Source organism: Nostoc sp. UHCC 0302 (assembly GCF_038096175.1).
GTDB lineage: Bacteria > Cyanobacteriota > Cyanobacteriia > Cyanobacteriales > Nostocaceae > UHCC-0302.
Genome location: NZ_CP151099.1, coordinates 4,384,361 through 4,408,941, shown reverse-complemented (window position 1 = coordinate 4,408,941; position 24,581 = coordinate 4,384,361). Strand labels below are relative to the sequence as shown.

Annotated in this window: 21 protein-coding genes; 10 read left to right on the top strand and 11 right to left on the bottom strand. The window is 40.1% G+C overall.

Annotated features, from left to right (window positions below; translation table 11 throughout):
* Positions 1 to 73 precede the first annotated feature (73 nt).
* From WKK05_RS19105 to WKK05_RS19080, 6 genes are all read right to left on the bottom strand, one after another.
* Positions 74 to 460 carry a DUF5615 family PIN-like protein gene (locus WKK05_RS19105; RefSeq protein ID WP_341524684.1) on the bottom strand — a complete coding sequence of 129 codons (387 nt, stop codon included), beginning with the start codon at positions 458 to 460 and terminating at the stop codon, positions 74 to 76.
* Positions 444 to 665, bottom strand: a complete 222-nt coding sequence (locus tag WKK05_RS19100; protein ID WP_341524683.1) for a DUF433 domain-containing protein — start codon at positions 663 to 665, stop codon at positions 444 to 446. Before WKK05_RS19100 ends, WKK05_RS19105 begins: the two co-directional genes overlap by 17 nt.
* Before the next feature lie 81 nt (positions 666 to 746).
* Positions 747 to 4,604, bottom strand: coding sequence for a tetratricopeptide repeat protein (locus tag WKK05_RS19095; RefSeq protein WP_341524682.1), 3,858 nt, complete (start codon positions 4,602 to 4,604; stop codon positions 747 to 749).
* Between the two features lie 42 nt (positions 4,605 to 4,646).
* Positions 4,647 to 5,666 carry an aldo/keto reductase gene (locus WKK05_RS19090; RefSeq protein ID WP_341524681.1) on the bottom strand — a complete coding sequence of 340 codons (1,020 nt, stop codon included), beginning with the start codon at positions 5,664 to 5,666 and terminating at the stop codon, positions 4,647 to 4,649.
* 26 nt (positions 5,667 to 5,692) lie between these two features.
* Entirely contained in the window at positions 5,693 to 6,034 is a 342-nt protein-coding gene (locus tag WKK05_RS19085) for a c-type cytochrome (RefSeq protein ID WP_341524680.1), read from the bottom strand.
* Positions 6,035 to 6,089: 55 nt separating this feature from the next.
* Entirely contained in the window at positions 6,090 to 6,314 is a 225-nt protein-coding gene (locus WKK05_RS19080) for a hypothetical protein (protein WP_341524679.1), read from the bottom strand.
* Between the two features lie 225 nt (positions 6,315 to 6,539).
* Here WKK05_RS19080 and WKK05_RS19075 point away from each other — a divergent pair, with 225 nt between their 5' ends.
* Positions 6,540 to 7,346 carry a histidine kinase gene (locus WKK05_RS19075; protein WP_341524678.1) on the top strand — a complete coding sequence of 269 codons (807 nt, stop codon included), beginning with the start codon at positions 6,540 to 6,542 and terminating at the stop codon, positions 7,344 to 7,346.
* A 189-nt stretch (positions 7,347 to 7,535) separates the two neighbouring features.
* Here the strand turns inward: WKK05_RS19075 and WKK05_RS19070 are convergent, their stop codons facing one another.
* The 4 genes from WKK05_RS19070 to WKK05_RS19055 all read right to left on the bottom strand — a co-directional run bounded on the left by WKK05_RS19070 (position 7,536) and on the right by WKK05_RS19055 (position 11,144).
* Positions 7,536 to 7,727: a YqaE/Pmp3 family membrane protein gene (locus WKK05_RS19070; protein ID WP_341524677.1), complete on the bottom strand. Its 192-nt coding sequence runs from the start codon at positions 7,725 to 7,727 to the stop codon at positions 7,536 to 7,538.
* A gap of 147 nt (positions 7,728 to 7,874) precedes the next feature.
* A complete protein-coding gene (locus tag WKK05_RS19065; protein WP_341524676.1) occupies positions 7,875 to 8,273 on the bottom strand; it encodes a phage holin family protein in 399 nt (132 codons plus the stop codon).
* 252 nt (positions 8,274 to 8,525) lie between these two features.
* Complete coding sequence (locus WKK05_RS19060) at positions 8,526 to 8,867, bottom strand: 2Fe-2S iron-sulfur cluster-binding protein (RefSeq protein WP_341524675.1); 342 nt, start codon at positions 8,865 to 8,867, stop codon at positions 8,526 to 8,528.
* 117 nt (positions 8,868 to 8,984) lie between these two features.
* Entirely contained in the window at positions 8,985 to 11,144 is a 2,160-nt protein-coding gene (locus WKK05_RS19055; RefSeq protein ID WP_341524674.1) for a Tex family protein, read from the bottom strand.
* 239 nt (positions 11,145 to 11,383) lie between these two features.
* Here WKK05_RS19055 and WKK05_RS19050 point away from each other — a divergent pair, with 239 nt between their 5' ends.
* Positions 11,384 to 11,638, top strand: coding sequence for a hypothetical protein (locus tag WKK05_RS19050; protein ID WP_341524673.1), 255 nt, complete (start codon positions 11,384 to 11,386; stop codon positions 11,636 to 11,638).
* Positions 11,639 to 11,867: 229 nt separating this feature from the next.
* Here the strand turns inward: WKK05_RS19050 and WKK05_RS19045 are convergent, their stop codons facing one another.
* Positions 11,868 to 14,033 carry a polysaccharide biosynthesis tyrosine autokinase gene (locus WKK05_RS19045; RefSeq protein ID WP_341531123.1) on the bottom strand — a complete coding sequence of 722 codons (2,166 nt, stop codon included), beginning with the start codon at positions 14,031 to 14,033 and terminating at the stop codon, positions 11,868 to 11,870.
* A 1,796-nt stretch (positions 14,034 to 15,829) separates the two neighbouring features.
* Here WKK05_RS19045 and WKK05_RS19040 point away from each other — a divergent pair.
* The 8 genes from WKK05_RS19040 (at position 15,830) to WKK05_RS19005 (ending at position 24,580) form a co-directional block, all read left to right on the top strand.
* Entirely contained in the window at positions 15,830 to 17,179 is a 1,350-nt protein-coding gene (locus tag WKK05_RS19040) for a glycosyltransferase family 4 protein (RefSeq protein ID WP_341524672.1), read from the top strand.
* A gap of 745 nt (positions 17,180 to 17,924) precedes the next feature.
* Positions 17,925 to 18,353, top strand: a complete 429-nt coding sequence (locus WKK05_RS19035) for a hypothetical protein (RefSeq protein WP_341524671.1) — start codon at positions 17,925 to 17,927, stop codon at positions 18,351 to 18,353.
* Positions 18,354 to 18,394: 41 nt separating this feature from the next.
* Positions 18,395 to 19,237, top strand: coding sequence for an ABC transporter permease (locus WKK05_RS19030; RefSeq protein ID WP_341524670.1), 843 nt, complete (start codon positions 18,395 to 18,397; stop codon positions 19,235 to 19,237).
* A 15-nt stretch (positions 19,238 to 19,252) separates the two neighbouring features.
* Positions 19,253 to 20,542 carry an ABC transporter ATP-binding protein gene (locus WKK05_RS19025; protein WP_341524669.1) on the top strand — a complete coding sequence of 430 codons (1,290 nt, stop codon included), beginning with the start codon at positions 19,253 to 19,255 and terminating at the stop codon, positions 20,540 to 20,542.
* 31 nt (positions 20,543 to 20,573) lie between these two features.
* A complete protein-coding gene (locus WKK05_RS19020; protein WP_341524668.1) occupies positions 20,574 to 21,086 on the top strand; it encodes an acyltransferase in 513 nt (170 codons plus the stop codon).
* 346 nt (positions 21,087 to 21,432) lie between these two features.
* A complete protein-coding gene (locus WKK05_RS19015) occupies positions 21,433 to 22,467 on the top strand; it encodes a Gfo/Idh/MocA family oxidoreductase (RefSeq protein ID WP_341524667.1) in 1,035 nt (344 codons plus the stop codon).
* Complete coding sequence (locus tag WKK05_RS19010) at positions 22,464 to 23,573, top strand: DegT/DnrJ/EryC1/StrS family aminotransferase (protein ID WP_341524666.1); 1,110 nt, start codon at positions 22,464 to 22,466, stop codon at positions 23,571 to 23,573. The genes WKK05_RS19015 and WKK05_RS19010 overlap by 4 nt, the downstream gene beginning before the upstream one ends.
* Entirely contained in the window at positions 23,573 to 24,580 is a 1,008-nt protein-coding gene (locus WKK05_RS19005; RefSeq protein ID WP_341524665.1) for a hypothetical protein, read from the top strand. Before WKK05_RS19010 ends, WKK05_RS19005 begins: the two co-directional genes overlap by 1 nt.
* Position 24,581 lies beyond the last annotated feature (1 nt).

Genomic DNA, 24,581 nt, shown 5'->3' with positions numbered 1-24,581 from the left:
CGAATGAACCTTTGAGCTTTGTGAATGAACCTTTGAGCTTCGTGAATGAAGATTGAGGCTAATTAATTTAAGATTAATGCGATCGCATTTCCCCACTTAGCAATCCAATAATAATCATAGTTGCCTGAGCGATCGCATCTGGCAGTCTGATAGTAACCACATCACCTGCTTGAATCGTTGCTAAAGCTTCTTGAACTTCAGGCATCAGAGGTTTCAGAACTTCTAAACGATTGCTGGGAGATGCGAGAACGATTATAGCTAAGTTGATATTATTCAAATTTTGTTGAGCTGTTAAGTTTTGATCAATGGTGATGAATACATCAAACTCTGTCTTCGCTAGTCCCAGTAACTCACCATTCTTTTTACTTGCCCATCCTTGCTCTGGTACAGTCACAACCTCATGACCTGTGATTTCTCGCTTTAATTTCTTAGGCAGGCATTCATCAAACAGCACTTTCATAAGAAGATAATACCTTTTTCAGGGCTAGCTTGAGAAACGCTGTTGCCTGTGCGCGGCTCACAGTGGGAAAATCTTCTAGAAAGTCATCAAGGCGGTCGCCTGCTTCAAGATAATCAACCAATGTTTGTACTGGTACGCGAGTTCCATAGAAAACTGGTGTACCAGAAAGGATGTCGGGAGAACTCTGTATTAGTTGAGGTTCCATATTGCATCTGGCAGAGTAATATTGAGCGATTAATTTAAGATTAACGCGATCGCATCTCCCTTATTTTCATCGCATCTCTCCTTATTCACCCATTGAAACTTGACTGCGGTCAAACAACCACTCATCGCCAACTATTTCCTCTAGGCGTTGATTGAGTCGGGGAAGGAAATAATCTGGATCATTTAGCCGTTGCTGGACAAACCAGGAAGCAAATTCCTGTGGCGTTTCAATTTCATTAACATTTGCCACTACTGATATCATCCAATCAATTAAATTCTGAAATTCTGCTAATTGTGGGTGATCTTTATCTATTTGCTTGCATAAACATGCTGCAACTGACACTAGTAAAGCTTGCAGTTCATCAGTTTGAGATATGGTTTGATATAGATTAACAATAAATTGAATGGTATTTGTTACAGGAGCCTCAATTTTTAGCGAAAGCCAGATTGCTTGAGCTAAGTAAACTAAACCGTTGCTTTCATCCGCTACACCTAAATTATTCAGAACCGTAAGCAAATCACCATAAGCATGAACCCTTACAAGTGACTGAGCAGCTTGTAAATTTAGGTCTAGCTGCTTGGCTGTATCACCAATTTGCCATGATACATAAGCTATATTTGCCAGTGTAGTGGCTTTGCTTTTTACATCTCCAATACACTCATCAAGTTCCAAGGTTTGTTGCCACAAAGAAAGCGCTTGTTCAGTGTTCCCTTCTTGAAGACTCACCCATGCCATGTTGGATAGCGTTGCAGCTTTTCCTTTAATATCCCCAATACGCTCTGAGATGTTAAAGTCTTGTTGCCACAGTTGCATTGCTGTTTCGATGTTGCCTTGTTTAGCTAATGCCCATGCTATGTTAGATAACGTTGCAGCTTTTCCTTGGATATCACCAATACTCTGTTTTATTTTCAAAGATTGCTGCCAAAGAGAAAGTGCTTGTTCGATATCTCCTTGAATATGTATCGCCCCTGCCATGTTGTGCAGGGTTTGAGCTTTGCCTCTGATATCCCCAATATGCTCAAATATTTCTAAGGATTGCTGCCACAAGGCAAGAGCTTGTTTGATATCCCCTTGTTCAACAATTAAGCTTGCCATACTACTAAGTATCGCTGCTTTACCTGGGAAGTTTCCAATGTACTCTACAATTTCTAATGATTGATGCCATAAAGAAAATGCCCTTTCGATGTCACCTTGAGTAGCAATTGCATCTGCCATATTGCTGAGGCTGCTAGCCTTACCGTTAAAATTGCCAATACGCTCATCAATTTCCAATGATTTTTGCCACAAATAGAGCGCTCGTTCGAGGTTCCCTTGTTGGCATATTGCCAATGCTATATTGTTGAGAAAGGTGGCTTTGCGGATTTCGTCATCTTCAGGGCAAAAGTCTAAAGCTTGCTGATAATGATCAACAGCTTCTTGCACCAAACCCAAAACTACTTCCGCACGGGCGATGGTTCCTAAGATGCGGTAGTCTTGAAAAACTGCCAGAACTTGCTCACAGAAATCAAAAGCTTCCACAAAGCGGGAACTGTTCACCCAATTGCTTGCAATCATATCCCCAATACTGACAGCAATTTCTTGCTCTTTTGCCAGCAGCCCTAACCGCACAATTTCCAATGCTTCTGCTTCCGTGAAGTTTTCATTCTTCTCGCACCAAACTTGATGGATTTTCCTCACCGCTTGCTGTCGTGTTACTTGCCATTCTTCCTTACTCAACACTGGTTTTAACAACGGTTCTAAAATTGTCGTCACCCGATAATTAGCTGGCTGGTTAGGGTGAGTCGTGGCTGACTCAACTAAGCTCAGGCTGGTTAACTTGCCCAAAACTGCCAATTCTCCAGTGCTAGAAATTGCCCCTACAATATCCTCTGTCACGGGCAAATTAAACACACTCAACCGTGCAAGCAACTTTTTTTCTTCCATTTCCAAAGCATCCAGCAGAGTTTGTGCCAAGATATCTTCGCGGAATTTCTGCTCAGTCGCCTCCAGCCGATTCAGTAATTCATCCACCGCTATTCCTGGTTGCTGAATCACCTCTAACAACCACTTCAGCAACCGGGGATTACCATCGGCAATGTGGATAATCCTCTGAGTTCTTAACTGTTGCCTAACTTCTGTATCTAAAGGAAAACAGATTTTATCAATATCACTACTACTCATCCCTGCCAAAGATTCTAAATGCAGGCAATGATCATCTGGCAAGGTATCTTTTTTCAAATAACGACAGGTGATAATCAGCCGACTTTGTACCCCGGTTTCCTTCAATGCCGCACAAATCGCCTCTAAAATTTTGTAAGCCTCTGCCGTCATCCGCAGCGAACCGTCTTTAACGTTAGTATCGGGAATGTTTTGCTCAAAGTCATCCAGTACCAGCAGCAAGGGTTGGTCAATTTTTTCTACTGCTTCAAAAAAGTTTTGCAACCGCCCTTCAAGAGACACAACATTTGGATCATTCAACAGTGCGGGGACATCTGCAAACCGCTCATACTTATTAGAAAGCTTATTCAACAAACCTATCTCATCCAGAGGGCCAATCAACACAACCCGCGCAAAATTAGGACGCTGCGCCTGTACCCGCATACATAACCGCGCTGCCAAGCTACTCTTTCCCAGTCCACCCATCCCCGCAATCAACACGCCGATTTGGTCGCTGGTTTCCCGCAACGCCTTAAGACACCGTTGCAAAGGTCGCCTGCGTCCCACAAATTCAAACCGACTGGCAACTTTAACTTGATTATTCTCATCCAGAAATTCTTGCTCTGGCACTGTAAACTTCAGCCTTTCCCGGTTCTTTGTTCTCAGCGGTGTCACCAGTTTTGCAATCGGGCGCGTATCCCGATATATCCGCAACAGATGCCAGTCGCTGCATTTTTCGTCAATCATTTTCTGCTGTGCTGCTTTGACTGCTTCTTCAACAGTTGCCCCCGTCGCCAAAGCTAAATAAAGTGCCTGTGCTGCTACAATACCCGTGCGGTCATACACCGGACGCGCCCAGCCTAACACTATACCCGCCCCCGCCTTCACCAAAGCCTGCGCCATTGAGGGAACTGTCCCTTTGTTAGAAACCTGTCCCGTATGACAACCAGAGAGAAAAGTTACACGCGACCAGCGTCCGCGAAAGGCTTTAGCTAAATCATTAACGGTAGTAAGTTGCATATTCCCCACCTCATCTTCAGTAATGAAGCAGGGGGTATTGTCTAGCAGCGTTGCACCTATTGACAGCAAATAGCCGTAATCTTCTTGCGTATAAATTATGCCGTGTCCTGTGAGGTGAAAGACATCAAAATAGTCTTCGGGGTAGGATTTCACCAAATTGGCTAACTCTGCAACCGAGCCACTTTCCTCAACAATCAACGCCAAAGGCTGATCCTTGGTTGCTTGCAGAATGTTCGCTTCTTCCTGCTCAAAGCCTAGTGGTGGAACCCTGGGATCTTCAGGAGAAGTCGCCATAAACAGCAACCGCAACGGGCGATTCTGCACCCCAATCAATGGGGTTTGACGTTGCTGCACAGAACGCACTGGTAAAACAGAAATATCTCGACGTTCTATTAGAAATCCACTGCCATCATGTAACAGTTCCCAAGGCAGATGTGCCAATCCCAATGCCACCCGTTCTGTTTCCGGGTTCAACCCCTGCGCTTCGCTGGTTTGAATCAAATCTAGATAAATCGTTTGCTCATCCGCCTTATCCAGCGGCTTTCTCAGCCATCCTTCTTTACCATCCAGCCATTGATAAAGTTGCCGTCCCAACTGGGTGAGATAGGGTAGGTGATCTTCCTCTTGAGCATAATAATTTTGCTCAGATAAATTAATCAGCGCTGCTAACTCCGTTTTATCCAGGCGACGTGAGCCATAATCACAGCGCAGTTCAAAAGTTTGCTGTTGACTGAGGGCGAAGGCAAAGTTTAGGGTCATGGCTTGCAGCAGTAGTTTCCACAATCACCTTCACCGTATTATCACCCAATTCCTAATAATTTGTTGTCATCGTCGATATTCATCGCCACAATCGCCGATTAGTTGATACAAATCTCGTGAATTGTCAGATATAGTATCTATTAAATTCAAATCTTCAACATCTAAACTTAAATTAAAGACTTTAGCATTATCTTCAATATGTTCAGATACACCAAGCCTTGCACCAACTATCACACCTCCAACGGTTGGTTTATCTAAAATGTAACGTACTGCCACGTTAGAGATAGTCACTTTATGTTTATCAGCAATTTCCTTGAGGGTAGCAAGCAACTCTTGAAATAATCGCCAACCACCCCAACCATCAACTATATTTTTATATTTTCTCAAGCTAGCAGTAGTCAAATCAAAACTTCGCGGTTCTGGTTTTCCCAAATACTTTTCTGATAACAACCCACCACAAACTGTTCCATAAGTAAAAAGTTTGATGTCGTGCTGTTGACAAAATTGCACCATATTAACTTCAGGACGGCGGTCAACGAGCGAAAACTGTACTTGGTTGGAAACGATTTTAATTCCTGCTTCTGTAATTATTTTCAGGTGTTCAGTATCAAAGTTAGTTAAAGCTAAATACTTAATTTTTCCTTCAGTCTGAAGTTCCGCCATATACTTGAGTGCATCAAGATAGTTTTTATCTTGGTATTCCCACCAATGGAATTGCATCAAGTCTAAAGACTCGACATCCATTCTTCTCAAGGAAATATTAATGTTTTCCTCTACCAGTTTTTTTGTCATTTTACCTGGACGAGGAACCCATTTTGTGAAGGCTTGTACGTTAGTTAAAGCCTCTTGTCCACGAGTTGCAATCAGTTGACGGCGAAATTCACCAATCAAGTCTTCAGCGGGGCCATAATGGTCTGCTAAATCCCAAGTAGTGAAGCCTGCATCTAGATATTTAAACATATCTTGAATGGCAGATTGGGGATTAATGCGTCCATGTGCGCCAGAGACTTGCCACATCCCATTTAAGATTCGGCAAATGTTTAAATCGTGGGTAAATTGGAGACGGCTAGATGCAGGTAAGTTCATTTTAAAAATAACTATTCACTACTAACTTAATTTTGACGCCAGTTTTTTTCAGCTTGTTCAATAACGTAGGTAGCAACTTCTTTGATTTGCTGTTCGCTGAGGCGGTCTTTATAGGCTGACATATTATTTTTACCATTAGTGACGATTGAAGTGATCGCCTCTATTGAATCCATGCCATATTTCTTCAGCGCTTGCTTTTTGAGATTCTTACCTCGCCTGACTATATTACCACCGTTGATATGACAACCAGCACAGTTAAGCTCAAAAATTTGTGCACCATTAGCTATATCTGCTGCATAAGTTGGCAAAGTAAATGTAATTGTCAATAATAAAACTGCTACTAATACTAACGTTAGGAGTTTTTTCACTCAGATTCTCCCGATTCTGACTAAGATTTATACACAAATCAATCCAGTATTAATGCTACAAGGATTCAAAGTCAGTTGTAAATCCAGTGAAACTTGCACAATTTTCCTGAAATTCTTCTGCATCGTTAACATCTTCAATTTTATATGCCATGATGCGTGTACCATCAGGCATTTTTTTAGAAGAAATACAATCGCCATGATATTTATCTGCTAGCGCTTTAAATTCAGTACCATAGCGCTTCCAGGCATCACCTGAACAAGTAATGTTTACTTTCCACATACTTTCTTCTCAATTATTACTAGTAAATATTAATCATCTCACAAATGGGCAATATGGTACGCAACACTTGTTGTAGCAGACAGATAAGTACAAAAGAGAATAAGCCCAATTGTGTGATTTTCTATCTAAAGGATGTACCTGGCTCAATAGGACTACGCCACAATGTAAGGGTAGGAACATATCTAAAAATTTTTATCCAAATTAACTAAATCCATAGGGTTGAAAATGGCTAACAACATCAAAGAACAAATTCAAGCAGATTTGCAACAAGCTAAAGAAACCGGACAGTTAAGAACTGACCGGATTCGAGAAATTGTGAAAGCCGCAGTTTCTCAGGTTGCTTCTGAATTTAAGGAAGGTTCCACTGAAATTCGTACCCTTGTTAAAGATGCTGTCTCGGCGGTAGTTGAAAACTTTCAAGAAAAAGGTAGCGAACTCAAAGAAGAAGTGACAGCTTCAATTGAAGGTGCGCTGGAAGGGATTAATAGTAAAAGACACGAAAATATTGTGAAAACTCAGTCAGAACTGACGCGGCTACAAGCTCAACTGGATAATGAAGAAGAACAACTCCAGCAAGACGTTGATGTAATTTTGGCAGAAATTGAAGAGACAGGGAAAGAAAAACCTGCTAGTACAAAAACTGCAATTGATTCTGCTGTAAGTGGCATTAAAAACAGTGAGGAAGTGAGTTTATTAAAGAAACGTTACGCGCAACTGCAAGCACAGCTAGCGATTGTGAGAGCTAATTTAGCTGCACGCTATGGTGGACGTTCTGGCGAAGTCAAAGAATATCTAGACGAAGCTAAAAAATGGTATGATCAGGCTCGTCCGCAAGCTGAAACTTTGGCCGTACAGGTAGAACAAAAGCGATCGCAGGTAGAAAGGCAACTTGGTGAAGCAGGTACAGCAATAGCAAGAAAAGAGCGTCAGATTAAACAAACATTGAGAGAGTTGCTTTTAGCAACTGCTGATTTATTCAAAGATAAGGAACACGCTAATAAAGAGAAAGAGCAGGATATTATACGTAAATAGACTGCTGTTCCGCTTTTATAAAATTGGCTTAGTAAAGTAAAAAAGTAGGGTGGTTAATCTCCACCCTACTTTTTTATTTATATTATAGAAACTGATTCAACCTTTGAATCAGTATGTTTGGGATCATAAAATTTGCACTACCAATAACCTTTGTAGAGACGTTGTATTGCAGCGTCTCTACTCTTGATATTAGTAAATACCTTCCTGTCTATTAAGCTGTTCTTCATGCTTGGCGATAACCCAAATTGCATGAATACTACCGGGAAGCCAGCCTAGAAGAGTAAGCAAAACGTTAATTATTAATGTTGGTCCTACTCCAACGGACAAGAAAACGCCTAAAGGAGGCACTAATAAACCTAGAAGAAAGCGAACTAATTTCATGATGTTGTTAAGATTATGTGTTCTTGTTTAATTACATTTTCTGGAAAATAGCGAATTAGGAAATCCACCCAATGAATTATCTTAGATTCAGAGATATGATGCGGAGCAGAAACGGAATTTAACTAGCATTTCTACTCTCGCTGATACTTATCTTGAGGGTAATTCACCTTTGGTGTTTATATCTCCACCGCTAGTCAAAAGGTTTCTTTCGACAAAGTAGTTATTAATGAAGGTATTAGCGAAAGATAGAATCACTGGCCCGAGAAGAAAACCGATAATTCCTCGAACTGAGAATCCAGGAACTAGCACTGCTGCTAACCAGAAACACAAACCGTTAATGATTAGCGAAAATGCTCCAAATGAGAGAAAGTTAAGTGGTAGAGAAAGAGTAGAAAGGACTGGTTTAACTGAACCGTTAATGAAACCGATTCCTAAAGCAGCAATCAAAGCCGCTGGAAAATTAGCAATATCAACGCCTGGTACTACTAAGTCAACAATTAGCAGGCTTAAAGCTGTAGCTAGGGCGGTTAAAAATGGTGTCAACATTGTTTTCACCTAAAAACTAAATAGATGGACTGTGTTAAGTTCTTCTCTAATATTTAACTATATGCTAGGCTTTTACATCTTTTGTAAGGTAGAATTTGCTTCTACCATTTGGCTGATAATTGAAAACACATAATCATCTGTTTGGCTAATCACATATTTTAGAAGTATCATAATGCTATGTTTTAAAGTGCGTTAAATGAATTTAACGCACTTTAAAAAACTTAAGTTAAATTTAACAATTTAGTGCAAAAGTCACTCAGCTTTTTCGGCTTCAGGTTTATAGTAAAGGGCTGATTTATACAAGACTTGTTCTTGATGGGTTTCTAAAGTGCAATCAGACAAAGGGTAAGTTACACAAGTCACAACATAACCAGCCTGTATTTCACTTGCGTGCAGAAATTTTTGCTCACTTTGATCCACTTCACCGTTAATCAGTTTCGCGATACAAGCAGAACATTCGCCTTGTTTACATCCTGATGGAATGCGAATACCAGCTTCTTCTGCCATATCGAGAATATATTGATCATCTGGTACTTGAATAACGCAATCCAATCCAAGTGTAGGATTTATGAGTCGAACTTGATAAAGTGTCATAAATGGGGCATGGAAAGAAAGGTTTTTATGCCCTTGTTATATTTAATTGGGCATAGGTATCTGACTTGAAAAATTAGATAAATTTTCTCTTCTCTCTAGAGTAGAGAGTTGAACATTCTATTGCTTGATTGCTTTCATTGACAAACTAATCCGCTTCAATTTCTCCTGAACTTCTAGCACCCGGACTTTGACAACTTGTCCGACTTTAACAACTTTATTGGGATCATCTATAAATCTGTCGGCAAGTTGGGAGATATGCACTAACCCATCTTGATGTACACCGATATCGACGAACGCGCCAAAGTTAGCAACATTTGTGACGATTCCTTCTAGTTCCATCCCCACCTGTAAATGGCTAATTTCCTTAATGCCTTCTTTGAAGGTGGCATATTTAAACTCAGCGCGAGGATCTCTACCGGGTTTTTCTAGTTCGCTAAGAATATCGCGCAGTGTCGGTTCGCCGATGGTATCGGTAACGTACTTCTTGAGGTTAGTCTTTTTGAGTTTTTCGGCAATCTGTGTCACCTGATTTAATGGCACGTTCAGATCAGATGCGATCGCTTCTACTACAGAATAACTCTCTGGATGCACTGCTGTATTATCTAACGGATTTTCACCACCCCGAATCCGTAAAAAACCTGCTGCTTGTTCAAAAGCTTTTGGCCCCAACTTGGGAACTTTCAACAGTTGTCGGCGATTTTTAAAGACTCCATTTTGGTTACGATAGGCGACAATATTATTAGCGATCGTTCCTGTAATCCCAGAGACGGAAGTCAAAAGTTCTTTGGAGGCGGTATTTAAGTCTACGCCAACATAGTTAACGCAGCTTTCTACAGTTTCATCCAATTTCTTTTTCAACAACTTCTGATCAACATCGTGCTGGTATTGTCCCACCCCAATCGATTTGGGATCGATTTTCACCAGTTCCGCCAAGGGATCTTGCAAACGGCGACCGATGCTAATAGCACCGCGCACAGTAATATCTAAATCGGGAAACTCTTCTAATGCTACTTTACTGGCAGAATATATAGATGCACCCGACTCATTCACCATCACTTTCACTGGTTTACGGTCTATTGCTTGCAATACTTCCAAGACAAATTCATCTGTCTCACGCGAAGCTGTACCATTACCAATGGCAATTAACTCAATTTTGTACTTTTCAATTAAATTTTTGATAGTTTGCGCTGCTTTTTTGCGTTGTTCAGCCGCTTGATGGGGAAACACTGCTTGATATTCTAAGAATTTCCCTGTTTGATCGAGTACAGCAACTTTACACCCAGTTCTAAAGCCGGGATCAATTGCCAGAGTAGGTTTCATCCCCGCTGGTGCAGATAGCAGTAACTCTCGCAGATTAGTTTCAAATGTCTTGATTGACTCAATATCTGCATAGGTTTTCTTCTCAGAAATCACTTCTCCCGCCAGGGAAGTTTTCATCAGGCGGTTGAATGCGTCTTTCAGCATCGCCTGATAAAAATCTCGAACTGCACGCACTTTAGTTTTAATTTCTTGTGATTCTAGATACGAAAGTACGACATCTTCATCGAAGGCAATTTCAAAGTTTAATATTTTCTCAGTTTCACCTCGACACAACGCCAGCATATTGTGTGGTGCTATATTTTTTACTTTAATTTGATAGTTACGGTACATCTCAAATTTGGTTGTACCTTCGGGATGATCATCTTTGATGCGGGAGACGAATACGCCTTCTTCTAGAAGATAGTCGCGGATGTATGCGCGTAACTCAGCTTTTTCCGCCACTTCTTCCGCTAAGATATCAGCAGCACCTTTTAACGCCTCTTCTGTTGTTTTTACTCCCTGAGTTTCAGAAATATATTTTGCTGCTTCTTCTTGAAATGATGCCGTTATCGGATTTTTCACATTTAGCGACTTGATGAACTGTGCCAGTGGTTCGAGTCCTTTTTCTCTGGCGATAGTGGCGCGGGTGCGTCGCTTTGGACGATAGGGTAAATATAAATCCTCAAGCTCAGTTTTTTGTAAACAAGACGTGATTTTGGCTTTGAGTTCGTCTGTGAGTTTACCTTGTTCAGCGATCGCATTTAAAATCGCCTTTTTCCGTTCTTCTAGTTCTGTTAAATAGCTATATCTATCAGCGAGATCACGCAGTTGCACCTCGTTCATCTCGTCGGTGCGCTCTTTACGGTAACGTGCAATAAAAGGAATTGTCGCACCCTCCGCTAAAAGTTCCAGCGCGTTTTGCACCTGATAAGGTTTGAGGTCTAGTTCAGTTGCCAGTAGTTGAGGAATGTTCAGCATTGGATGTCTATTTTGAAAATGTTGCTCCTAGAGGTACTATCCTAGACTCTCTCAAGAGATGTAGCCTCAAGTTTCCAGCTAATTTCCGGATAATTGCACAATCATTCAGATAATAACTATGTTAATTCAAATGGAGGATGTATCTAAAACCTGCTTCAAGGTAACATAAGCAATTGTGCTAAAAACACTTACAACCCGCTTAATAAAACCTTCGGCCTTTAGTTCAGAGGTTAGTAAAGATGCCTTTGTTTTTCTTAATACCACTATGTACTGGTTTAGTAACTGGCTATCTATTCAAGAAAAGTAGTGATGAAATTTCATATCTAGCTGGTGTATTTGCAGCAATTAGCTTAATCTTGAGTCTGATTTTAGCGCCTTGGCAGATACAGTTGGGATTATTGATTCTTGTTCTTGTCACAACTAACAAACTCTTGCAGAAGAATAAGTACCAACAAACTGAACCCAGAGAAAGACAATCAAGAGCAACTGATTAAATGAGCAATCACTGCGTTTCTCATAGTAATGGGAACACAGTGAGCATCATCGTACTTCAGTAAAGAAAATTATGTGTGTAAAAACTAACTAAATAAAATTGGAGAGTTTAGCGATCGCCTCTTTATCAAATACTGAGCCAGGCAGAAATAACTACTAAGTTATAACCTGACAAAGAGACAAGTGGTTTTATTAGTATCATAGCCTCTTGTCTCCTAACTTCTCCCCTTCTTAATAGCCATTAATGTCGCTTTTTTGACCATTACTAATCATCCCAAGAACATTCATCCGGGAGATTTTCAGCTTATCTATAGCTCGGTCTAAAAGAGAGGAGTTTGTTTTATCAATCCTGACTACTAGCAAAATCCCATCAGTATGGGGAGCCAGCAAGCTTGCATCAGCTAGACCCAGTAAAGGGGGAGCGTCATAAATCACTAAGTCAAAGCTGTTTTGGAAATCTGTCATCAGTCGCTTCATCTTTTCAGAAGAAAGCAACTTTGTAGGATCAGGTGGTATGGGGCCAGCAGTGATTACAGACAACTGGCTCATAGAAGGTAGTTGCCGAATTACTTCCCCCGTTGGCAAGTTTGTAGAAATTAAATTACTCAATCCCCAAAGGTTATTTAACTCTGATAGAGTGTGAATCTTAGGTTGGCGTAAATCGGCATCCACAAGTAACACTTTTTGCCCCATTGCTGTAGCTACCTGAGCTAAATGGAAAGCGATCGTTGACTTACCGTCACCTGGCATAGCTGAACTAATAATAATAGAGCTAATAGGGCGATCGGAACTAAGCAGTTGAATATTTGTAGACAGTACTCTTAGAGCTTCTAAGAATTGAGACGAGTGGTTACTATAGTCTTGATCTGAGACAATAGCCAAGCCAGGAATGCTTTCGACCAGAGAATTTGGTAACCTGACTATAGGAAGTTTTGACGAGGGAGTCCGGTCTTGAATTGTTTGAACTTGCTTTTCAAATGGAATATTTCCTAACAAAGGCAGTTTTACCTTCTCCTTGAGGAGATTGGCGCTATGGTAGGTCTTGTCAAGCTTTTCCATCAGTAAAGCGACGCCAATCCCTAAGGCTATACTCGCAATTAATCCTGGTATTAAATAACGTTTAATATCGGAATCAGATATCGGCTCTTGCGGCTGAGTTGGTGCTTGAATTAACTGCCAACCCAGTTCTGTCTGAGATCTCTGAATTTGGAGGGTTTCACGGGTAGATAGAAAACGATTTAAGCTCTCAGTTGCTACCTGTAACTTCCGCTGTAGTTCTGTGTATTGACGTGATAAAATCGGCCATTGTTTGCGTTTTTCTTCAAGTTTCTGTTCTGCTTTGGCAAGCTCTTGACTTTGCGCTTCTAAAGTCTGAAGCTGAGTCGCTACTTCTGCAACTTTTACACCCTGAATCCGCTTTGCCTCTTGTTGTAGCAAAGGCAAAAGACTAGCCCGTTTCTCCTTCAATACTTGAATAGTTGGGTTATTATCTTGCAAACGAGTCGATTCTGTAGCAATCTGAACATCCAATTGGCGTAACTGACTAATTAACTGCTGATATAAAGGAGCATTATTTAGCAGCGCCAGTTTTCCATTGCTTTCTTGTAGGCTTGCTAAATTGGCGCGAGTTTGTGCCAATTGTTGATCAATTGATTGTCGTTGACCCAACAATGAAGAGACTTGAGTGGTAACTTGTTGTACTTGTTGTTCTGGGTCGGTAAAGTCGTACCTTTGCCGAAAAATTTGTAGTTCTTTTTGGAGCTGATCAACTCGATTCTGTATAAATGGCAGTTGTCTATCAACAAACTGAATTCCCTGACGTAATTTAGTCTGCCGTTTTTCTTGGCTGTAGTTTAAGTAATCGTGCGAAATGTGGGCGAGTACGAAGTAAGTCTGATTTGGATCGTTACTTCGGTACCGAACTTCTATAATCTTGGTTTCACCTACCTGAACCACCGTCAGAGAATTGAGTAGAGAAGCATAAGTGATATCCGGATACTTAGTTTGTAACTGCTTAATAATACCTCCCATCAGTTGAGGACTTTTGAGAACCTGAATTTGACTTTGATAATCTAGACCAGTCTGGCTTACGTTAGTAGTATCTTTAACAACATCTACTTTGGTATCATCATTTAGAGGTTCCACTAACATCTGAAAGCTACCTTCGTATTGTGGTTGCTTCTGGTTTAGCATCAAGTTAGCAACCACGGTTGCCATTACAGTAATAGATACCCCTGCAATGACTAGCGCTCGCCGTCGTACAAGACTCAGAAATTCTTGAAAATTCCAGCTGTCCCCTTGTCCTTCAGTCCAGGGAAAAGATTGGGCCTGAAGAAATTGAGGTGCGGAGTTACTACTGCGATCAGAACTTGAGGAGTGAGAAGAAGGATTCTCCATCATTATATTAATACTTGGTAATAAACTAGGTAAGATTTGTATAACAGCTTTATCAATCTAAGGCAGAGTAGCAAATAAAATAGGGTTTATTGTTAGTTGGAGGAGTGACTTGAACCTTAAAATCCCTATATAGCTTTATATACGGATAATTATAGGTCAATTTAGAGAATTGATACATAGCTGTTCTTAAGCCTGATAGAATCAAGTATCGACAAGCTTAAGTTAAAAGTTTAACAAGAATTTTAAAAGTTATCAGTGATCTGCTCCTATAGTTTCAGTATTACCTGCTGCAAACCACTTGTTCTATAAGCTATCTAGATATGCTCTACCTTCGGAAGATGTTCAGTTTTTCAGTTGATTGTAGATTCTAGCTTATAGTGTATATTTCAATAAGCTATAAGCCATTTAAGAAGCAAAATTATTTTATACCTTGTAGAACAGATAATCTTTATGCAAAATCTCAATAGATTTACTCTAGTTGAGTGAGGAACTATAATTTATATTAAGTTTTAAAATATACAATAAATTTAAAAAATTATTCTCTAAGCGAGATTAGCTTTAACTTCCACTTACAACTGTAAATAGGGCTAAAAACATGAGATAAAAATTACATCTATTTTTAGTAACCTTTAATTTAAAATAAGTACTAAGTATAAATCTACATAACTAATAAAAATCAAAGATTTTAGGAACCATACAGCAGTTTGCAAGTCAATAAAGTACACGATCTTAAGTTTAAAAGCTATATAAAAGCTTCTTTCAGTTATGGATACTGAACTACTCACACCTAAATTATACTTTAGCTAAACCTCAGTAAGTTCTATAGAAACGAAAGTTATAGCAACTACTGTTTATATGTATCTTAATTTACTACTAGTTTATTCCAGAACTATGTTTTATGTTGAACACCCTTTTAGGATGTAGATGTTAAATTTTTAGCTTTACGTAGCTTAGGATTTCAATAAAATGCTACCTTTTATTATAGTGAAACATAATATTTAAACATATTAAAGGATTGCTCGCCTAGACGAACTTAATACTTACAATTCAATAGAAGAAATATATAAAAGCTACTTATTATAATTAATAAATGTAATAAGTAATCATACATAAAAATTAATACAAAAGAGTAAATCTATTTTATGAAGATTTTGTTTAAGTATATTTTCAGTAAATAAATTTTTGATGAAGTATAGAAGTTAATTTGAAACATACTTTTCTCGTGGTATTCTAGTAAGTAATTCAGATGTAAGACCTTGACTTTGAACATCAGTACTCTAGTAAAAAATCATAGTATGATAAAAAAGCTAAAACACAAGTTATCCAGAATGAGGTGGAAACATCCCAAAGCACATACTAATTACTTAAACCCAGAATTCGCTAGACTAAGCCAGTGTTAAACAGCCTTTGCTACTGTTGAGAGATGGCTTTGGATAAAAAGTAAAGTTCCCTGTAAAACTGTTTAGTGTGTGTAGAATATGCGCCTACTAAGTGCATAGCTGCTCAGACTTCAATACCCCTAGTTGTGTTCCCCAATTCCGAAGAATCTCGTGTAAAAGCTGTAACCAATAGAAATTTCTATTAGTCAGCAGTGTTACTAGCGGAACTAGCAGATGTTTCTGTAACCCTGGTAAAACTCATATATTCAGTAGATTAATAAATGTCAGGTACAAATTAAAAATGTACGTATTAAAAATATTATTAATCCTGGCAAGACAATTTATTTATATACGAATTAATGGCTTGAGCAGTTCAGTGGTGTCTTTAACAAAATTTTTACATTTAGGATACAACTGATGAGACTCAATGAATGGATTAATCAAAAATTTTTGCAATCCATTTCTACTCGGTTAGACGTTGACGATGAGTATTCTCTAAAAGCTCAGCAATCCATCAAATTGTCTGTAATCACCCAGTTTTTTCCTCCAGACTTTGCTCCTACAGGGCAGTTGATTGAGGAACTAGTGAAGCAGTTAGGGCAGCAAGGAGTGGATATTGAGGTTTTTACGAGTCAACCAGGATATGCATTTCAGTCTCAGACTGCTCCAGCAGTTGAACGTGTTGGACAAATTCGAATTCAGCGATCGCGCACTGCCCAACTCTGGCCGGGACGGATTCGTGGCAAAGCCATCAATGGTGTTTTGTACACCTTACGTGCTGCACTACACATACTCAGAGCGTGGCAACGCCGAAATGTATTGTTGATAACTACGGCACCACCATTTTTGCCAGTCATTGGATATCTGGCTTATTTGTTGTTCCGACTTCCTTATGTCTGCATACTCTATGATCTCTATCCCGATATTGCGATCGCTCTGGGAGTAATCTCAAAAGATAGCTGGGTAGCACGTTTGTGGCGTGGCATCAATAGACAGATTTGGCTAAATGCTAAAGGGATTGTAGTTCTCAGTCCAGCAATGAAGCAGGAGATTACAGCCTATTGTCCACAGATAGCGGACAAGATTACTGTAATTCACAGTTGGGCAAATCCTGAATTGATTGTACCAATTGCCAAACAAGAAAATTGGTTTGCTAGAAAGCATGACTTAGTGAAAAAATTTACCGTACTTTACTCCGGTAATATGGGCCGCTGTCATGATATGTCTACTATCTTGGAAGCTGCCAAGGAACTGCAAGATGAGCCAATTCAGTTTGTGTGCATTGGCGGTGGAGCTAAACGGGATGATTTGATTGAAGAAGTCAACCAATTAGGGCTGAGAAATTTTACATTCTTACCATATCAAGACAAGCAGGTGCTGCCCTATTCTCTAACAGCTTGCGATTTGTCACTAGTTAGTGTAGATGCATCAACCGAGAGCTTGGTTGTACCTAGCAAACTTTACTCAGCTTTAGCATCAGGACGGCCGATAGCAGTAATTTGTTCAGAGTATTCGTACTTGAGACAACTAATCGCAGAAGCTAGCTGTGGCGGCACATTTGACAATGGTGACTCTCATGCCCTAGCTCAATTTATCCGGTTGCTTAGTCGGGATCAACAACTGGGTGAAAGGATGGGCAATGCAGGTCGTCAATATTTGCGATCGCACTTTACGCCTAAAATTATCTCTCAACAATACCTAGAAGTTTTGCAGCAGGCGGTATTGACTGATAGTGTAGTAAATGTTCCACAAAGCTCTCCAAAATAAGCTTTTGGTGGATTTCGCTTTGATAGTGTTAAGAAAAGATTAGTGGTGGATTCCAACAGTCCTAGTCTTTGGTACTAAACTCTGTTGAAAATAAACTCGATTAGAGTCAAAATCACCATTTATCTTTTCAAAACATATCAGTTGTCCCTTAGAGCATAAGGATTGACAACGACGTGCTTGTATCCGCCATAAGAACAAGCGCTATATCATCAATAATTAAGTATTCGTTACCATCAATGGTAGTTTTAATTACTTGTTTTGATTTTGGTATAGCTTCTTCAATACTGAAATACAATAGCAATAGCAAAAAGTTAGACTGACGACTTATTTTTGAGATATGAGTCTTCTTATTGCATTGCTTAAAACTAGGACAGCTAGATATAAATAAAAGTTTGTTTAAACTTTCATGTTTATTTAAATTAAAAAAGCTTAAATAGTTCAAAGACTGTTACTATAATCTAAAATGGATTCACAACAGAAAATAATAGTTAAGTTAAAAAATAGTTAAGTTAAAAAATTTTCTATCTAAATTATTGATTGCTAAAAATGTCAAAGATTTTAGTAATACTTAAACAAGAAGTAAATTTTTATTTTTAAAATTTTGCTAATCATCTTAACTCTAACTGAATAGTATTAAATTGTTAATTTAGGTAGGAGATGGGCTTCGATGGTCTTTATGATCTCAGTCCCTCCAAACGTAGCCTTCCTTATTTTTGGTTTTTATTTACTGACATGGGAGGTCGAATTGCAGAGAAGGTGTGATCGAAATCGGAAACGTTCAAAACGACGGGCTATCTACTGTCCAATTCATGGCTGCTATATCGATAGCGTAAGTCAGAAATATCAAATATTTGCCGATCAACCAGGCCAGTTGCAGCAACGCGGAATGAGTCGGCGAAATGCATTAATGTTGGTAGCAACCAAGACTACAGTTTCTATTAAAGGAGAGTGGCTAGAAGCTTTCTGGTGTGAAGAATGTCAACAAAAGAAATGGTATCACGTTTGTAAATCTGACGAACGCACCTATGAACTATCGTTAGCACCACAAGAGCTTTGGCAGCAAGTAACAGGAGTAATTGATCCTCAAGGTAACCCTTCTGTTGGAGAATTTACTCGCAGGCACTCAAGGCTAGTTGGCTATCATGGCATGAAAGATTTCCAGTTTGTAGTTTAAGTGTTAAAGACAATAGTCTTAAATCGCCTTTAATTAATACTATGAGTAGTCAAGGTATGACGTCTAAGCAGGAGTTAGTAATTGAAGCTGGGCGTGCTGAACGCCAGTATTGGCAAGACCTATGGCGCTACCGGGAGTTATTTTATTTTCTGGCTTGGCGTGACATTTTGGTGCGTTACAAGCAAACGGCAATTGGCATAACTTGGGCGTTAATTCGACCATTTTTGACGATGGTAGTATTTACTCTAGTGTTTGGAAAGTTAGCAAAATTACCTTCCGAAGGTGCACCTTATCCAATTCTAGTGTTTGCAGCCATGCTACCCTGGCAATTCTTCTCTAATGCCTTGGGTGAGTGTAGTAATAGTCTAATTAGTAATTCTAATCTTATATCCAAAGTCTATTTTCCTCGTCTGATTGTGCCAATCAGCGCTGTAATTGTCAGCTTTGTAGATTTTATGATTTCTGGCATAATTCTGTTGGGCTTGATGGCTTGGTATAATTTTGTTCCTGATTGGCGAATACTAACACTACCCTTATTTATTGGCGTTGCTTTTGCTGCTTCTATGGGAGTGGGGTTGTGGTTAGCAGCATTAAATGTAGAATACCGAGACTTTCGCTACATTGTGCCATTTATTATGCAGTTTGGGTTATACATATCACCAGTAGGGTTTAGTAGCAGTATTGTGCCAGAGCAGTGGCGTTTACTTTATTCTTTGAATCCAATGGTGGGAGTAATTGATGGTTTTCGCTGGGCTATTTTAGGCGGAGATTCAAAAATTTACTGGCCGGGATTCACACTATCTTTAGCATTAGTTGTTCTTTTGCTAGTCAGTGGTATCTGGTACTTTCGCAAAATGGAACGAACTTTTGCTGATGTAATTTAGGCTGGATTTGAACAGATGTCTAATAATGTAATTCGAGTAGATAATCTCTGTAAAAAATATATCATTTCTCACCAGCAGGAGGATACTGGCGGACGTTATCGCTACAAGGCTTTGCGAGATGTAATTGCTCAGGGAACCAAGTCTTTAGGAAAGAAATTCCTCCAGCCAACTGGTAAAAAAATGCCTAATCCATCTCGTGAAGAATTCTGGGCATTGAATGATGTTTCTTTTGAGATTCAGCAAGGTGAAGCTATTGGTATTATTGGGCGCAACGGTGCAGGGAAATCGACTTTATTAAAAATTTTGAGTCGAATTACTGAACCGACAAAAGGACAAATCGTTATCCAAGGTCGGGTGGCAAGCCTATTAGAAGTGGGTACAGGATTTCACCCGGAATTAACTGGGAGAGAGAATATCTACCTCAACGGTTCTATTCTGGGAATGAGTAGAATTGAAATTAAGAAAAAGTTTGATGAAATTGTTGACTTTGCCGAAGTCGAGAAATTTTTAGATACGCCTGTCAAACGTTACTCTTCTGGAATGTATGTGCGCCTTGCTTTTGCCGTAGCAGCCCACTTAGAGCCAGAAATTTTGATTGTGGATGAAGTTTTGGCAGTAGGCGATTCGACTTTTCAAAAGAAGTGCTTGGGGAAAATGGGTGATGTGGCTACCAAAGAAGGACGAACAGTCTTGTTTGTGAGCCATAGTATGCAGGCGATCGCCCAGCTGACCAAGCGTTGTATACTGCTGTCTAAAGGTAATGTTCAGTTTGATGGTAATACCAGCAAAGCAGTACAACTATACAGTGCTGGACAAAAAGCCTCTAACGAAGAGCCTGCCTACTATCAAGCTCCTTTGACCAAAACTGGTAACCATGTAGCTTGGGCACGAGTACATACTTCTGAGGGAGAAGGGATTCACTCTTGGGGACAGCCTATTACTTTTGAGTTTGCTCTACACGTTACTAAACCCCATGAAAGTCTTTGGTTCTCTTTCCAAATAATAAGCGCCTTACAGCAACCTATTTCTATTTTCTGGTTCTACGAACCAGAAGCACCATTTCGCAGAGAAGCGGGGACATTTATTCTGCGATGTGAAATCCCAAAACTCAGGCTGTACATGGGTTCATACACTTTAACAACATGGTTTTCTGAGCGTCGTAGTGAAACACTGCTAGAAAACCTTCGAGATATTTGTTCTTTTGACGTCACCATGCACAAAATTGAGCGTCCAGAGTATCAATGGGAATCTGATGAGTGTACTTATTTAGAAGATGCAGTTTGGCAATCTGTTGAAAAGTATTAATTTCAATTTTAGTTAAATAGGCAGATAAATAATGGCAATCAATGATGACGTTAAATTGGGCAGCAACGTGAAGATTTTCCATCCCACTCTCGTGAACCTCTACGGTTGCATGATTGGTGATGACACAAAAATTGGTACCTTTGTGGAAATCCAGAAAGATGTTACGGTAGGAAATCGGTGCAAAATTTCATCACATAGCTTTCTCTGTGAGGGAGTCATTATCGAAGATGAAGTGTTTATTGGTCATGGAGTTATGTTTACTAATGACCTTTATCCACGTGCAACAAACGAAGATGGCAGTTTGAAAACTGATGATGACTGGTATACAGTCAAGACTTTAGTCAAGCGCTCTGCATCGATTGGTAGTAACGCTACTATCTTGCCAGGGGTAACGATTGGGGAAAAAGCCATAGTTGGCGCTGGGGCTGTAGTGACTCGTGATGTTCCTGACAATGCAATTGTAGTAGGAGTGCCAGCTAGAGAGGTTGGTGATGTACGCGATCGCAGCCAAAATTTAGAAATGACCGCTAGCAGTTTAAGCTAATTTACAGTATTGTTTCTGATTCAACGATAGATGTCTGAAAGATAATTATTTCAGCATTCAAAAATTTCTAATTTAATTAACTTCAAAATTTAAATTTTTATTTATGAAAATATAGACTTATGTAATTTTTTCCTAGTTTTCTGTATAAATATCCTCTTCAATTCCCTTGATTTTAGGAAAGATTATTCAGTGAATTGAATTTATGTTGCGATCATCAAAAGAATTGCTATTTGAATTGGTAATTTTTTTGTTGTAATCAATTGCACACAAACATAAGCGGTGTCTATTAAGGACAGTGCCTAGTCTTACAAATTTAATGAAAATAGATTTTGATTAGTTAGAAACAATGGTAAATATTAATATCGGTGTCATTGGCTATGGTTATTGGGGCCCTAACCTAGTAAGGAATTTTGCTGAAATTCCAGGCGCACAAGTTACTAAGGTCAGCGATTTTAAACCAGAACTCCTAGCGAAGGTGCAGGCTCGTTATCCCAGCATCCAAGTAACGACAGATTGTCAAGACATATTTACAGATCCTAAAATTAACGCTGTTGTCATAGCCACACCAGTTTCCACTCACTTCGATTTGGCTCTAGCAGCATTACAGGCTGGCAAGCACGTACTAGTAGAAAAACCAATGACAGCCTCATCTGAGCAGGCAAGGCGACTGATTGAAGAGGCAGAAAAACGCAAGCTAGTACTAATGGTGGATCACACCTTTGTCTATACAGGCGCTGTACGCAAGATGCATGATTTGATTGCCACCAATCAGTTAGGAGATATTTACTACTACGATTCTGTGCGCGTCAACCTGGGGCTTTTTCAGCATGATGTTAATGTCATCTGGGACTTAGCAGTTCATGACCTCTCAATCATGAATTATGTATTACCATCCCAGCCTTATGCTGTATCTGCGACAGGAATCAGCCATGTTCCGGGAGAACCAGAAAATATTGCATACTTGACATGCTTCTTTGAAAGCAACTTGATTGCTCACTTCCATGTTAACTGGCTAGCACCTGTAAAAGTTCGTCGCACTCTGATTGGTGGTAGTCAACGCATGATTGTCTATGACGACTTGGAACCCAGCGAAAAAGTCAAGATTTACGACAAGGGAATTACCGTAAATGGTAATTCTGAAAGTCTGTACCAGATGCTGATTGGTTATCGCACTGGGGATATGTGGTCTCCGAAGTTGGATATGACAGAAGCACTGCGGACAGAAGGATTGCACTTCATTGATTGTATTAACCAAGGCAATCGTCCCATTACCGATGGGGAAGCAGGACTACAGACAGTAAAGATTTTGGAAGCTGCTACCCAATCTATAAAGCAGCGTGGTCAATTAGTTGAACTGAATTTAGCAGAGGTAGCAGTATGATTCCATTTTTAGACCTGAAAACTCAGTATCTTAGTATCAAGGATGAAATTGATACCGCGGTTTTAAAAGTACTAGAAAGTACACAATTTGTTTTGGGGAATGAAGTTACTGCTCTAGAACAAGAGTTTGCCAATTACTGTAGCGCTGAACATGGTATTGCTGTCAATACAGGTACAAGTGCCCTTCACCTGGCGTTATTAGCAGCTGGCATTGGTGCTGGTGACGAAGTGATCACCATACCTTTTACTTTTGTTGCTACCGTGGCGGCGATTTGTTACACCGGAGCTACACCAGTTTTTGTAGACATTGACCCTGTTTCCTACACAATCGATGTCACCCAAATCGAAAAAGCCATAACTGAGCGCACAAAAGCAATTTTGCCCGTGCATTTGTATGGTCAACCAGCGGACATGGGGCCAATTATGGAGATTGCCCGCCGTCATGGTTTGACTGTTATAGAAGATGCTGCACAAGCTCACGGGGCTGAATACAAGGGACAGCGGATAGGTAGCATCGGAGACATTGGTTGTTTCAGTTTTTACCCCGGAAAGAACTTAGGGGCTTATGGTGAAGGAGGCATGATAGTCACCAATAATCCCGAATATGCCCATACTATGCAGATGTTGCGTGACTGGGGTCAAGAACGTAAATATCACCATGTGATCAAAGGCTATAACTACCGCATGGATGGTATCCAAGGAGCCATCTTACGAGTGAAACTGCGCTATTTAGAGAAATGGACTGAGGCACGGCGGACAAATGCAGCACAGTACGATGCTTTACTAAAAAATGTCAGTTTGACCATACCTACAGTTATGCCCTATAGTCGCCACGTTTACCATGTTTACGCCGTGCGATCGCCCCAAAGAGATGAACTACAGCAAAAGTTAAATGACCAGGGCATCCAAACAGGTATTCATTACCCCATTCCTGTACATTTGCAACCAGCTTATTCAGACTTAGGCTATAAAATAGGTGATTTTCCGCATTCAGAACTAGCAGCTAAGGAGGTATTTTCACTACCTATGTATGCTGAACTAACACCACCACAAATTAATATTGTGGCTGAAAGTCTTCAAGGCATTCTTCAGGGAGTCACTGTTTAATGTACGATACCCGTCCTGGTTTAAACTCCCAACGCCTCGTTAGTCTAATGCAGCAAGCAGTTAAACGCTGCGAACTGCAACTAGATAACTTGATCATACTTACAGAAGCAGCGACTGGAGCTTATGCAGTCACACCTATAATAGCAGCGATCGCCGGAGCAAAAAAGGTGTTTGCGATCGCTCGCAGTAGCCGTTATGGCACTCTAGAAGAAGTGAAAGCTCAGACACTGGAATTAGCTAAACTAGCAGGCGTGAGCGATCAGATTCAATTTATCACCGAGAAAACTAAAGATATTGTCGCCCAAGCTGACATTATCACTAACAGCGGACACGTCCGTCCTATTAATGCAGAAATGATTGCCTGGATGAAACCCACAGCAATCATTGGCTTAATGTATGAAGCGTGGGAGTTTAGACCAGAAGATGTGGATCTCACAAGCTGTCATCAATGGGGTATCCAAGTGGCAGGTGTGAATGAACGCCACCCTAGTGTGGATGTCTTCTCATTTTTGGGAATCATGGCAGTCAAGCTCCTGTTAGATGCAGGAGTTGCTGTTTACACAAGTAATATTTTATTGTTATGTGATAACCCTTTTAGTTCATTCATTGAACGTGGTTTAGTAAATGTTGGTGCTAATGTAGACACTGTTGATAGTATCGCAGCAACGCCCATAGACAAAACATATGATGCAATCTTGGTGGCTCTGCAACCACGCCCAGACCCAGTCTTATCTGTTAAAGATGCCGCTATAATTGCCAAGTATTGGCCAGGAGCACTTGTAGCTCAGTACTGGGGAGACATAGAACGTTCTGCTTTTTCTGCTAATAATATACCAGTATGCCCAGAAGTAGAGCCAAAACCAGGACACATGGCTATTCTCCCCTCAGCGGTAGGCCCAGAACCAATTATCCGACTGCAAACAGGTGGGCTGAAAGCAGCAGAAGCTATCTGGCGACAATCTTTACAGCCAAATAACTCAGCTATGGAATTTGTGCAACTGCTGTGAA